General features: G+C 71.7%; 11 protein-coding genes, 2 pseudogenes and 1 riboswitch. Of the genes and pseudogenes, 9 read left to right on the top strand and 4 right to left on the bottom strand.

Translation table 11 applies throughout. The features are described 5' to 3' along the window. Window positions 1–182, bottom strand: a pseudogene (locus G3I41_RS36945) (hypothetical protein); the annotation flags it as partial. 276 nt (window positions 183–458) lie between these two features. Between G3I41_RS36945 and rpsB the strand changes: the two are divergent. The 5 genes from rpsB (at window position 459) to G3I41_RS19950 (ending at window position 5,038) form a co-directional block, all read left to right on the top strand. Continuing rightward, complete coding sequence (rpsB, locus tag G3I41_RS19970) at window positions 459–1,361, top strand: 30S ribosomal protein S2 (protein ID WP_143625983.1); 903 nt, start codon at window positions 459–461, stop codon at window positions 1,359–1,361. A gap of 97 nt (window positions 1,362–1,458) precedes the next feature. Continuing rightward, window positions 1,459–2,295, top strand: coding sequence for a translation elongation factor Ts (gene tsf, locus G3I41_RS19965; RefSeq protein WP_093705743.1), 837 nt, complete (start codon window positions 1,459–1,461; stop codon window positions 2,293–2,295). Between the two features lie 157 nt (window positions 2,296–2,452). Continuing rightward, window positions 2,453–3,229, top strand: coding sequence for a UMP kinase (pyrH, locus tag G3I41_RS19960; protein WP_164401701.1), 777 nt, complete (start codon window positions 2,453–2,455; stop codon window positions 3,227–3,229). Window positions 3,230–3,386: 157 nt separating this feature from the next. Continuing rightward, window positions 3,387–3,944, top strand: coding sequence for a ribosome recycling factor (frr, locus tag G3I41_RS19955; RefSeq protein ID WP_018102371.1), 558 nt, complete (start codon window positions 3,387–3,389; stop codon window positions 3,942–3,944). Then, the gene (locus G3I41_RS19950) at window positions 3,944–5,038 is read left to right on the top strand and encodes a phosphatidate cytidylyltransferase (RefSeq protein ID WP_164401699.1); all 1,095 of its coding nucleotides are present in this window, start codon (window positions 3,944–3,946) and stop codon (window positions 5,036–5,038) included. Before frr ends, G3I41_RS19950 begins: the two co-directional genes overlap by 1 nt. Window positions 5,039–5,103: 65 nt before the next feature. On the opposite strand, the gene G3I41_RS19945 is transcribed toward G3I41_RS19950, so the two are convergent. Further along, window positions 5,104–5,631 carry a hypothetical protein gene (locus G3I41_RS19945; protein ID WP_164401697.1) on the bottom strand — a complete coding sequence of 176 codons (528 nt, stop codon included), beginning with the start codon at window positions 5,629–5,631 and terminating at the stop codon, window positions 5,104–5,106. A gap of 117 nt (window positions 5,632–5,748) precedes the next feature. On the opposite strand from G3I41_RS19945, the gene rlmN reads away from it, so the two are divergent. The 4 genes from rlmN to G3I41_RS19925 all read left to right on the top strand — a co-directional run bounded on the left by rlmN (window position 5,749) and on the right by G3I41_RS19925 (window position 10,947). After that, window positions 5,749–6,855, top strand: coding sequence for a 23S rRNA (adenine(2503)-C(2))-methyltransferase RlmN (gene rlmN, locus G3I41_RS19940; RefSeq protein WP_164401695.1), 1,107 nt, complete (start codon window positions 5,749–5,751; stop codon window positions 6,853–6,855). Window positions 6,856–6,925: 70 nt separating this feature from the next. Continuing rightward, window positions 6,926–7,042: riboswitch (TPP riboswitch) on the top strand. Window positions 7,043–7,126: 84 nt separating this feature from the next. Further along, a complete protein-coding gene (locus G3I41_RS19935) occupies window positions 7,127–8,227 on the top strand; it encodes a thiamine ABC transporter substrate-binding protein (RefSeq protein WP_164401694.1) in 1,101 nt (366 codons plus the stop codon). Window positions 8,228–8,313: 86 nt separating this feature from the next. Next, complete coding sequence (locus G3I41_RS19930; RefSeq protein ID WP_164401703.1) at window positions 8,314–9,918, top strand: iron ABC transporter permease; 1,605 nt, start codon at window positions 8,314–8,316, stop codon at window positions 9,916–9,918. A 3-nt stretch (window positions 9,919–9,921) separates the two neighbouring features. Next, window positions 9,922–10,947 carry an ABC transporter ATP-binding protein gene (locus tag G3I41_RS19925; RefSeq protein WP_164401692.1) on the top strand — a complete coding sequence of 342 codons (1,026 nt, stop codon included), beginning with the start codon at window positions 9,922–9,924 and terminating at the stop codon, window positions 10,945–10,947. A gap of 4 nt (window positions 10,948–10,951) precedes the next feature. Here G3I41_RS19925 and G3I41_RS19920 read toward each other — a convergent pair whose 3' ends face one another. Together G3I41_RS19920 and G3I41_RS19915 are read right to left on the bottom strand one after the other, a co-directional pair. After that, window positions 10,952–12,082, bottom strand: coding sequence for an LOG family protein (locus G3I41_RS19920; protein WP_164401690.1), 1,131 nt, complete (start codon window positions 12,080–12,082; stop codon window positions 10,952–10,954). Window positions 12,083–12,177: 95 nt separating this feature from the next. Continuing rightward, window positions 12,178–12,728: pseudogene (locus G3I41_RS19915) on the bottom strand (hypothetical protein); the annotation flags it as partial.

Here is a 12,728-nt window from a genome sequence, read left to right as displayed (position 1 = left end):
CCGTACGGACCGGCGGGCGGCTCCCAGCCCCGTACCACCGAAGGCCGCCCCGCCAGCGGCCAGACCCGCTCCCCGGCACCCGCGGCCACGGCCGCGCCCGGGGATCCGCCCCACGCCGCCAGCGCGGCGAGCACCACGGCCCAGGGCGCCCACCACCGCGTCCGCTCGCTTGTGATTCGCATGGCACCACCGTCCCCCGGACCCTGCCCGCGTGGGGATCAGGAGCCGGATCTGTGGACTACCGGCCGGTTGTGGACAGCGCCGTCACCCGGGACCCGGACGGTCCCGTACACTTCTTCAGGCGACCCGGGTCACCGGGTCGACTTCGCACGCCCCGCCACCACCCGTTCAGCGGAGGTGGCCGCGCCCCTCGGTCCCTTGCGGCACGGCGCGCCGGGGCGTCAGGCGCGACAGCAATCCTGCTGCCGCGGCAACCGAGAAAACCAAGGAGTACGGCCATGGCCGTCGTCACGATGCGGGAGCTGCTGGAAAGCGGCGTCCACTTCGGTCACCAGACCCGTCGCTGGAACCCGAAGATGAAGCGCTTCATCTTCACCGAGCGCAACGGCATCTACATCATCGACCTGCTCCAGTCGCTGTCGTACATCGACCGCGCCTACGAGTTCGTCAAGGAGACCGTCGCGCACGGCGGCTCCATCATGTTCGTGGGTACGAAGAAGCAGGCCCAGGAGGCCATCGCCGAGCAGGCGACGCGCGTCGGCATGCCGTACGTCAACCAGCGCTGGCTCGGTGGCATGCTCACCAACTTCTCCACCGTCTACAAGCGCCTCCAGCGCCTGAAGGAGCTGGAGCTCATCGACTTCGAGGACGTGGCCGCCTCCGGCCTCACCAAGAAGGAGCTCCTGGTCCTCTCCCGCGAGAAGGCCAAGCTGGAGAAGACCCTCGGTGGTATCCGCGAGATGCAGAAGGTGCCGAGCGCCGTCTGGGTCGTCGACACCAAGAAGGAGCACATCGCCGTCGGTGAGGCGCGCAAGCTCCACATCCCGGTCGTCGCGATCCTCGACACCAACTGCGACCCCGACGAGGTCGACTACAAGATTCCGGGCAACGACGACGCGATCCGCTCCGTCACCCTGCTCACCCGCGTGATCGCCGACGCCGTCGCCGAGGGCCTCATCGCCCGCTCCGGCGCCGCCACCGGCGACTCGAAGCCGGGCGAGAAGGCCGCCGGCGAGCCCCTCGCCGAGTGGGAGCGTGACCTGCTCGAGGGCGACAAGAAGGCCGACGCCGAGGTCCAGTCCTCCGTCGAGACCGAGAAGGACGCCGCCGCCGACGCGGAGCCGGCCGCCATCGCCGCCGAGCAGGCCGAGGCCCCGGCCGCGGACGCCGAGCAGGCCTGACACCCGTCACGGCTGAAGACGGCGGGGGCCGGTGCACTGGCACCGCCCCCGCCGTCCACCCGTAGATCTTTCAGACTTCGAGAGAGAACACAGACTCATGGCGAACTACACCGCCGCTGACGTCAAGAAGCTCCGTGAGCTCACCGGCGCCGGCATGATGGACTGCAAGAAGGCGCTCGACGAGGCCGACGGCAACGTCGACGGCGCCGTCGAGGCGCTCCGCATCAAGGGCCAGAAGGGCGTCGCCAAGCGCGAGGGCCGTTCCGCCGAGAACGGCGCGGTCGTCTCCCTCGTCTCCGAGGACAGCACCTCCGGTGTCCTCGTCGAGCTGAAGTGCGAGACCGACTTCGTCGCCAAGGGCGACAAGTTCCAGGCCGTCGCCAACGCGCTGGCCGCGCACGTCGCCGCGACCTCCCCGGCCGACCTGGAGGCGCTGCTCGCCTCCGAGATCGAGCCCGGCAAGACCGTCCAGGCGTACGTGGACGAGGCCAACGCCAACCTCGGCGAGAAGATCGTCCTGGACCGCTTCGCGCAGTTCCAGGGTGCCTTCGTCTCGGTCTACATGCACCGCACCATGCCCGACCTGCCCCCGCAGATCGGTGTGATGGTCGAGCTGGACAAGGCCGACGCCGACCTGGCCAAGGGCCTCGCCCAGCACATCGCCGCCTTCGCGCCGAAGTACCTCTCCCGCGAGGACGTCCCGGCCGAGGTCGTCGAGGCCGAGCGCCGCGTCGCCGAGGAGACGACCCGCGCCGAGGGCAAGCCCGAGGCCGCCCTCCCGAAGATCGTCGAGGGTCGCGTCAACGGCTTCTTCAAGGAGGCCACCCTCCTCGGCCAGCCGTACGCGCTGGACAACAAGAAGTCGGTCCAGAAGGTCCTGGACGAGGCCGGTGTCACCCTGAAGCGCTTCACGCGTATCAAGGTCGGCATCTGAGTCCGTCCGCGAAAAACGGCGGACCCGGTAGGGTCTGGTGCAGTCGACGGCCGCACACCGCCGTACGACCGCAGATCTGACGAGGAGGCCATTGCCGCTGAGGGACACCAGACCCACCGGCAATGGCCTTCTTCGTATGTGCACGAGGAGAATCCCCATGAACAAGGGCGCGGACGCCGCCAAAGACGACGACAAGCGCGAGGACGGCAAGGTGCGCGGACGCTTCATGCTGAAGCTGTCCGGTGAGGCATTCGCCGGCGGCGGGGGCCTCGGTGTCGACCCCGACGTCGTGCACGCCATCGCCCGCGAGATCGCTGCGGTCGTCCGGGACGGCGCGGAGATCGCGATCGTCATCGGCGGCGGCAACTTCTTCCGCGGCGCCGAGCTCCAGCAGCGGGGCATGGACCGGGCGCGCTCCGACTACATGGGCATGCTCGGCACCGTGATGAACTGCCTCGCCCTCCAGGACTTCCTGGAGAAGGAGGGCATCGACTCCCGCGTCCAGACCGCCATCACCATGGGCCAGGTCGCGGAGCCGTACATCCCGCTGCGCGCCGTGCGACACCTGGAGAAGGGCCGCGTCGTGATCTTCGGCGCGGGCATGGGCATGCCGTACTTCTCCACCGACACCACCGCGGCCCAGCGCGCCCTGGAGATCGACGCCGAGGCCCTGCTCATGGGGAAGAACGGCGTGGACGGGGTCTACGACTCCGACCCGAAGACCAACCCCGCCGCGGTCAAGTTCGACGCGCTGGAGTACAGCGAGGTGCTCGCCCGCGACCTCAAGGTCGCCGACGCCACCGCCATCACGCTCTGCCGTGACAACCAGCTGCCGATCCTCGTCTTCGAGCTCACCACCGCGGGCAATATCGCCCGCGCCGTCAAGGGTGAGAAGATCGGCACACTCGTGAGCGACCAGGACACCCGCGCCTGACCATGGGCGCGCCCACCGGTGAGGCCCGGTGGAACAGGGGCGCGGGACCGCCCCGGAAGATGGACAACGGCCTGCCGGTCGGACACCGTGCAGGTGAGGACGCGACGCAGGACCCGCCGGGCCCGCCGGGCCCGTTCACAACACGCAGGAGCACGTGGTGATCGAAGAAACCCTCCTCGAGGCCGAGGAGAAGATGGAGAAGGCCGTCGTCGTCGCGAAAGAGGACTTCGCCGCGATCCGTACCGGCCGTGCGCACCCGGCGATGTTCAACAAGATCGTCGCCGACTACTACGGCGCGCCGACCCCGATCAACCAGCTGGCCTCGTTCTCGGTGCCCGAGCCGCGTATGGCCGTCGTGACGCCGTTCGACAAGACCGCGCTGCGCAACATCGAGCAGGCCATCCGCGACTCGGACCTCGGCGTCAACCCGAGCAACGACGGCAATATCATCCGGGTCAACTTCCCCGAGCTGACCGAGGAGCGCCGTCGCGACTACATCAAGGTCGCGAAGACCAAGGCCGAGGACTCCAAGATCTCGATCCGGGCCGTCCGCCGCAAGGCCAAGGAAGCGCTCGACAAGCTGGTCAAGGACAAGGAGTCCGGCGAGGACGAGGTGCGCCGCGCCGAGAAGGAGCTCGACGACACCACCGCGAAGTACGTCGCGCAGGTGGACGAGCTGCTGAAGCACAAGGAAGCCGAGCTGCTCGAAGTCTGATGAACGACTCTTCCTGGGGCGCTCCGCAGGGCGCCGGCCACCGGGTCGCGCCGGAGATGCAGGGTGCTGCGGCGGGTCCTGCCTACGATGTGCACGACGCCCAGCAGACTCGGCCCATGCCCATCGTGCCGGACGTTCCCGACGCAGGTAGAGACGCTGAAGACCGTGATCACCGGGACCAGGGGGCCGGACGCCTGAGCGGCGGCCCCCTGTTCCGCGACGAGAAGCCGCAGGAGCCCATGCCGACCGCGCCGCCCCCGCCCCCGCCCCCGCAGAAGAAGCGCGCGGGCCGGGACCTGGGAGCCGCCATAGGGGTCGGCCTGGGGCTCGGCGTCCTGGTCGTCGTCTCGCTCTTCGTCGTCAAGGCGGTCTTCGTCGGCGTGATCGTGCTCGCCGTCGTGGTCGGGCTCTGGGAGCTCACCTCCCGCCTGGAGGAGCGCAAGGGGATCAAGGCGCCCCTCGTGCCGCTCGCGGTCGGCGGCGCCGCCATGATCGTCGCCGGTTACGCGCGCGGGGCCGAGGGCGCCTGGATCGCCATGGCCCTGACCGCCCTGGCGGTACTCGTGTGGCGGATGGCCCAGCCGCCAGAGGACTACCTCAGGGACGTCACGGCGGGCATCTTCGCCGCGTTCTACGTGCCCTTCCTGGCCACCTTCGTCGCCATGCTCCTGAAGGCCGACGACGGCCCGCAACGGGTGCTGACCTTCCTGCTGCTGACCGTGGTCAGCGACACGGGGGCGTACGCGGTCGGCTGGCGGTTCGGCAAGCACAAGCTGGCTCCGCGCATCAGCCCCGGCAAGACCCGCGAGGGCCTGTTCGGGGCGGTCGCCTTCGCCATGGCGGCCGGTGCGCTCTGCATGCAGTTCCTGGTCGACGACGGCTCCTGGTGGCAGGGGCTGCTGCTGGGCCTCGCCGTCGCGGCCAGCGCCACCTTGGGCGACCTGGGCGAGTCCATGATCAAGCGGGACCTCGGGATCAAGGACATGGGCACGCTGCTTCCCGGCCACGGCGGGATCATGGACCGGCTGGACTCGCTGCTGCCGACCGCCCCGGTGGTCTGGCTGCTCCTGGTGCTGTTCGTCGGTTCCGGCTGAGGCCGGCGTCCGCACATGGCTGAGGGGCCACCGCTCGCGAGCGGTGGCCCCTCAGCCATGTGGCGTCAGCCTTGTTCGCGCAGCGCCCTCCGCATGTCGCGGTAGAGGTGCAGCGTCCGGCGGCGGGTCCACAGGAGCCAGACACAGAACGCCGCCGCGAAGACGGCGAAGAACAGGGAGTACCCGAGGGCCCCGCCGGTGAAGCCGAGGACGAGCAGACCGACCGCGACCAGGCCCATGGCGCCCAGCCAGTACGGCAGCCACCGCTCACCCCGCTCGATCTTCCCCAGCTGATCGCCGACCAGACGCCGCATCACGGCCCGTTCCCGCGGGTCGCGCGGCACCTCGTGGTGGCGGATCTTGCGCATGAGGCCGGCGATGGCGCCCGGGGAGGCACCCGTGACCCGGCTCATGCGCCGCCGCTGGAGAACGATGGCCACCATCGCGACGACGGTGAAGACGACGCCCTGGACCAGCCACATGGCCGGGGGATCGTCGTGGCGTAACAACGCGTTCAGGCCCACGCCCAGCCCGAGGACCAGCAGGCCCTGGCCGATCAGGCTGTCGTTGAACCAGTGCTTGACGGTGTGCACGGCACCTACCTCCTACGGCGGCTGCGGAACTCCCTGTGTTGTCCCGGTTACCCCGTAAGGTGCGCCTCATCGCGACGCACAGGGGCACCTCCGCGCGTCTGCGACACTGGAAGAACCATGCCTAAGCCCGGAGAACTCACTTTCGTCGCGCCCCGCGGAGCCAAGAAGCCGCCGCGGCACCTCGCCGACCTCACGCCCGCCGAGCGCAGGGAAGCCGTCGCCGCGATCGGCGAGAAGCCGTTCCGCGCCCAGCAGCTCTCGCAGCACTACTTCGCGCGGTACGCGCACGACCCGGCCGAGTGGACCAACATCCCGGCCGGGTCGCGGGACAAGCTCGCCGAGGCGATGTTCCCCGACCTGATGTCCGTCGTCCGGCACATCAGCTGCGACGACGACACCACCCGCAAGACCCTGTGGAAGCTGCACGACGGGACGCTGGTCGAGTCCGTCCTGATGCGCTACCCGGAGCGGGTCACCATGTGTATCTCCTCGCAGGCCGGCTGCGGGATGAACTGCCCGTTCTGCGCGACCGGGCAGGCCGGTCTCGACCGCAACCTGTCGACCGCGGAGATCGTCCACCAGATCGTGGACGGCATGCGCGCCCTGCGCGACGGCGAGGTCCCCGGCGGGCCCGCCCGGCTGTCCAACATCGTGTTCATGGGCATGGGCGAGCCGCTGGCCAACTACAACCGCGTCGTGGGTGCGATCCGCCGGCTGACCGACCCCGAGCCCGACGGCCTCGGCCTCTCGCAGCGCGGGATCACCGTCTCCACCGTCGGCCTGGTCCCCGCGATGCTGCGGTTCGCCGACGAGGGCTTCAAGTGCCGCCTCGCGGTCTCGCTGCACGCCCCGGACGACGAGCTGCGCGACACCCTCGTGCCGGTCAACACCCGGTGGAAGGTGCGCGAGGTGCTGGACGCCGCGTGGGAGTACGCGGAGAAGTCCGGCCGACGCATCTCCATCGAGTACGCCCTGATCCGCGACATCAACGACCAGGCGTGGCGCGGCGACCTGCTGGGCCGCCTCCTCAAGGGCAAGCGGGTCCATGTCAACCTCATCCCGCTGAACCCGACGCCCGGCTCCAAATGGACCGCCTCGCGGCCGGAGGACGAGCGGGCGTTCGTCGAGGCCATCGCGAGCCACGGTGTGCCGGTCACCGTCCGCGACACCCGCGGCCAGGAGATCGACGGCGCCTGCGGGCAGCTGGCGGCCTCCGAGCGCTGAGGAGCGGGGTCCCCGACACCCGGGGCCCCGGCCGGAAACGGCCGTGTAGCCTGGGGCCGAAATCAACTGCATATTCCGACAGGGGAGCGCCACAGCGCTGAGAGTGCGGCACCAAGGACAGGTTGGCCGCAGACCCTCTGAACCTCGCCCGGGTCATTCCGGGTAGGAAGTTCGGACCATACTCAAGCTGTTGCGCCCTGCCCGCTTCCGGTTCCGGCCGGTGTGCGGGCGGGGCCGCGTCTCTTCCTGGTCACTCCAGGAGGAATCACACATGAGCACCACCCAGAAGGCCGCGGTGGCGGCCGTCGCCGCCGCGCTCGGCGTCACCGCGCTGGCCGGCTGCGGCAGTTCCGACGACTCGGCGTCCGGTTCCGGCTCCACCAAGGGCGGTTCCAAGACCGTCACCCTCGTGAGCCACGACTCCTTCAACGCCTCCAAGGACGTGCTGAGGAAGTTCACCCGGGAGACCGGCTACACCGTCAAGGTCCTCAAGAGCGGGGACGCGGGCGCCGCCCTGAACCAGGAGATCCTGACCAAGGGCTCCCCGCGCGGCGACGTGTTCTTCGGCGTCGACAACACCCTGCTCTCGCGCGCCCTGGACAACGGCCTGTTCACCCCGTACGAGGCCAAGGGCCTGGACCGGGTTCCGGCCGATGTCCAGCTGGACGCGGACAAGCACCGGGTCACCCCGGTCGACACCGGCGACATCTGCGTCAACTACGACAAGAAGTACTTCGCCGACAAGAAGCTCGCACCGCCGAAGACCTTCGCCGACCTGGCGAAGCCCGCGTACAAGGACCTGCTCGTCACCGAGAACGCCGCGACCTCCTCGCCCGGTCTCGGCTTTCTCCTCGGCACCGTCTCCGCCTTCGGCGAGGACGGCTACCAGGACTACTGGAAGAAGCTGAAGGACAACGGCGTCAAGGTCGTGGACGGCTGGGAGCAGGCGTACAACGAGGAGTTCTCCGGCTCGGCCGGCGGCAGGAAGGCCAAGGCCGACCGCCCGCTCGTCGTCAGCTACGCCTCCAGCCCCCCCGTCGAGGTGCTGTACGCGGACCCGCAGCCGAAGACCGCGCCGACCGGGGTCGCGACCGGGACGTGCTTCCGCCAGATCGAGTTCGCCGGCCTGCTGGACGGCGCGAAGAACGAAGCGGGCGGCAAGGCCCTGCTGGACTTCCTGATCGGGAAGAAGTTTCAGGAGGACATGCCGCTGACCATGTTCGTCAGCCCGGTCGCCGAGGACGCGAAGGTGCCCGAGCTCTTCACGAAGTTCGGCGCCACCGCCGACAAGCCGGCGACCGTCGCCCCGGACGCCATCGCCGAGCACCGTGAGCAGTGGGTCCAGTCGTGGTCCTCGCTCGTCCTGAAGTAACGAAGACCCCCGTACGCGGACCGGGCGCGCGCGGGAGGTCCGCACGCGCCCGGGCCCGGCGCGGTACCGCGGTGCGGCTCGGCCTGATGGCCGTGCCCGTCGCGTTCTTCGCCGTGTTCTTCGCCTATCCGGTCGCCGCGATCGTGGGCCGGGGGCTCAGGGCGGACGGCGTCTGGCAGTTCGGCCGGTTCGGTGAGGTGCTGGGCCGGCCGGAGATCCGGGACGTCCTCTGGTTCACGCTGTGGCAGGCGCTCGCCTCGACCGCGCTGACCCTGCTGGTCGCGCTGCCCGGCGCGTACGTCTTCGCCCGGTTCGACTTCCCGGGCAAGCAGGTCCTGCGGGCCGTGGTCACGGTCCCGTTCGTCCTGCCGACCGTCGTCGTGGGCACCGCCTTCCTCGCGCTGCTCGGGCGGGGCGGGCTGCTGGACGAGCTGTGGGGCGTACGGCTCGACACCACCGTGTGGGCGATCCTGCTGGCCCACGTGTTCTTCAACTACGCGGTCGTCGTCCGCACCGTCGGAGGGCTCTGGGCGCAGCTCGACCCGCGCCAGGAGGAGGCCGCCCGGGTGCTCGGCGCGAGCAGGTTCACCGCCTGGCGGCGCGTCACGCTGCCCGCGCTCGCCCCCGCCGTGGCCGCCGCCGCGCTGATGGTCTTCCTCTTCACCTTCACCTCCTTCGGCGTCGTGCAGATCCTCGGCGGGCCGGGCTTCTCGACGCTGGAGGTGGAGATCTACCGGCAGACCGCGCAGCTGCTCGCCCTGCCCACGGCCGCCGTGCTGACGCTCGTGCAGTTCGCCGCGGTCGGCGCCATCCTCGCCGTGCACGCCTGGACCGTACGCCGCAGGGAGCGCGCGCTGAAGCTGGTCGACCCGGCGACGACCGCGCGCAGGCCGCACGGGGCCGGGCAGTGGACGCTGCTCGCCGGGGTCCTCCTGAGCGTGCTGCTGCTGGTCCTGCTGCCGCTCGCCGTACTGGTGGAACGCTCGCTCGGCGACTCCGGTCTCGCCTACTACCGCGCGCTCACCTCGGCGGACGCCAACAGCGGTACGTTCCTCGTCGCGCCCATCGAGGCCATCGGGAACTCGCTGCGCTACGCCCTCGTCGCGACCCTGATCGCCCTCCTCGTCGGCGGGCTCGCCGCCGCCGCGCTCACCCGGCGGGCGGGCCGGCTCGTCCGGGGCTTCGACGCGCTGCTGATGCTGCCGCTCGGGGTCTCCGCGGTCACCGTCGGCTTCGGATTCCTGATCACCCTGGACAAGCCGCCGCTGGACCTCAGGACCTCATGGATCCTGGTGCCGCTCGCCCAGGCGCTGGTCGGGGTGCCCTTCGTCGTACGGACCATGCTGCCGGTGCTGCGGGCTGTGGACGCCCGGCTGCGCGAGGCGGCGGCGGTGCTCGGGGCCTCACCGCTGCGGGCCTGGCGCGAGGTGGACCTCCCGCTCGTGCGGCGGGCCCTGCTGGTCGCCGCCGGGTTCGCGTTCGCCGTGTCGCTGGGGGAGTTCGGCGCGACCGTGTTCATCGCACGGCCCGACAACCCGACGCTGCCGGTGGCCGTGGCCCGGCTCCTGGGCCGGTCCGGGGACCTCAACTACGGCCAGGCCATGGCCCTCAGCACCATCCTGATGCTCGTGTGCGCGGTCTCGCTGCTGCTGCTCGAACGCATCCGCACCGACCGATCCGGGGAGTTCTGAACGATGCTGACGCTCGAATCGGCCACGGTCCGCTTCGGTGACCGGGCCGCGCTCGACCGGGTCGACCTGGAGGTCGCCGACCACGAGACCGTCTGCGTCCTCGGGCCGAGCGGCAGCGGCAAGTCCACCCTGCTGCGCCTGGTCGCCGGACTCCAGGAGCCGGACGGCGGCCGGGTCCTGCTCGACGGCACCGACCAGGACGGCATCCCGGTCCACCGGCGCGGCCTCGGCCTGATGTTCCAGGACCACCAGCTCTTCCCGCACCGGGACGTCGGCGCCAACGTCGCCTTCGGCCTGCGGATGCACGGGGCCGGCCGGGCCGAACAGGACCGCCGGGTCGCCGAGCTCCTCGACCTCGTGGGCCTCCCCGGCGCCGAACGCCGTGCCGTCGCCGCGCTCTCCGGCGGCGAGCAGCAGCGCGTCGCCCTCGCTCGGGCCCTCGCCCCCCGCCCCCGGCTGCTGATGCTCGACGAGCCCCTGGGCCAGCTGGACCGCAGCCTGCGCGAACGGCTCGTCGTGGAACTGCGCGCCCTCTTCGGCCGCCTCGGCACCACCGTGCTCGCCGTCACCCACGACCAGGGCGAGGCGTTCGCGCTGGCCGACCGGGTCGTCGTGATGCGCGAGGGCCGGATCGCCCAGGCGGGCACCCCGCTGGACGTGTGGCAGCGCCCCGCCTCCGCCTTCGTGGCCCGCTTCCTGGGCTTCGACAACGTGGTCGAGGCGACCGTCGAGGGGGACGCGGCGGACACGGCCTGGGGCGAGGTGCCGGTGCCGGCGGGGTCACCGCAGGGCGCGTGCGATCTGCTGGTGCGGCCGGCCGGGGTGCGGATCGGCGGCCCGGAGAAGGGGCTGCGCTGCGTCGTGGGCGCGCGCACCTTCCGGGGCAGCCATGTCGCCGTCACCCTGCGCCCGGAGCGCGGTCCGGTGCTGGAGGCGGAGTGCCCGCTGCGCGGGACGCCCGAGGAGGGCGAGCGGGTGGGCGTCGGCTTCGACGCGTCGGAGTGCGTGGTGCTGCCCGCCCTGTTCTGACCGTTCACGCCTCCGAGAGGCGGGCAAGGGCGTCGGGCGCTTCCTCCACCGTGTCGACCAAGGCGATGCGGGCCTCCATCTTCCGGCCGGCCGCCAGGGTTCGCAGGAGCGGCCAGGCGGGAAGCTCGCGGGTCCAGTGGTCGTGGCCCACCAGCACCATCGGGACGGGCTCACCGCGTGACCCGTAGTAGTTCGGGGTGGCGCTGTCGAATATCTCCTGGACGGTGCCGGCCGCTCCGGGGAGGAAGATCACGCCCGCGCTGGACCGGGCCAGCAGCCCGTCCTCCCGCAGCGCGTTGGTGAAGTACTTGGCGATGTGTCCGGCGAACGGATTCGGCGGCTCGTGGCCGTAGAACCAGGTGGGGATCGCCACGGACGGGCCGCCGCCCGGCCAGCGCTCCCGCACCGCGAAGGCGGCCCGCGCCCAGTCGGTGACCGAGGGGGTGAAGGACGGCACCGCGCCGAGCACCGCGCACGCCTCGTCCAGCATCGCGTCGTCGTGCGGCGCCGCGTACGCCCCCAGGTTGGCCGCCTCCATGGCGCCCGGGCCGCCCCCGGTCGCCACGGTGAGGCCGCTCCGGGCCAGGGTCCTGCCGAGCCGGGCCGCCTCCGCGTAGCCGGCGCTGCCGCGGGGCAGCGCGTGGCCGCCCATCACACCGGCCACCCGGGCCCCGGCGAGCACTTCCTCCAGCGCGTCCGAGATCGCGTCGTCGTGGAGCGCCCGGAGCATCGAGGCGAACGCGTCCCCGTCCGACCGGGTCCGCCGGAACCAGTCGTGCGCCTGGGCGTCCGGGGTGGCCGCGTAACCCTCCCGCGCGAGTCCTTCGTAGAGCGCGTCGGGGGAGTAGAGCAGGCCCCGGTACGGGTCGAAGGGCAGGCCGGGAACGGGCGGGAAGACGAAGGCGCCGCCGGCCCGGACCTTCTCCTCGGGGCCGGGCTCCATCGGGCAGCCGAGGAACACGGCGCCCGCGGTGTCCGTGGCCAGCAGCGCGGCGCTCCGCCCCGTCAGGTCCACCGACTGCACGCGGAGGCCGGCCAGCGAACCGGCGGCCACCGCCGCGTCGAACTCGGCCAGCGACTCGATCTCGTCACTGTGGGCGCGCTTGTTCTCCTCGGGGGTCTCCACGCGGCTCATGCTACGAAACGCTCATCCGATCCCGGCGGGCGCCCGGAAACGCGGAACCGGCCGGGCAGGGAGCCCGACCGGTCCGGTGATCGCGTCCAGCGCGCTCAGGGGGTCAGCGGCAGCGCGGCCAGCTCGGCGATCGCCCAGGTGAGCGGGGCGAAGAGGACCAGCAGCGCCCCCGCGCGCAGCGCCGTCGCCGCGCGCAGCGCCGAGGCCGGGGCGCCGAGCCGCAGCAGTGCCCGGGCCGTCTCCGCGCGGGCCTGCCGGGCCTCCAGGGCCGAGGTCAGCAGCGTCGCCGTGGTGCAGCCGACGACGAGCACCGCCCCCAGGGCCGTGAGCGGGCCGAACGGCCGGGGCCCCGTCCCGTACAGCGCGAAGGCGGCGACGACTGCCGACAGGACCGCGCAGACGATGCCCAGCGGGCGGCCGATCCGGCGCGCCTCGTCCATCAGGACCCGGCCGGCCAGCAGCCGTACGGCCCCGGGCCGGACCGTCTGGAGCAGCCTGCCGCACAGGTGGGTCAGGCCGGGGCCCGCCGTGGCCAGGCCGATCGCGGTCAGCGTCCAGCCGGCGAGCACCCACGCCGGGGTGGCGTCCGGCTTGCCGGGCAGCGGGAAGGGGCTGCCCGCCGTGCCCCGGCTCGCGTACGCCTCGA

Origin of the sequence: Streptomyces sp. SID9727 (genome assembly GCF_010550605.1) — a bacterium.
In the GTDB taxonomy this organism is placed as follows: Bacteria; Actinomycetota; Actinomycetes; order Streptomycetales; family Streptomycetaceae; genus Streptomyces.
The sequence above is the reverse complement of the archived record's forward strand: the minus strand, read 5'-3'. Positions and strand labels throughout refer to the sequence as shown.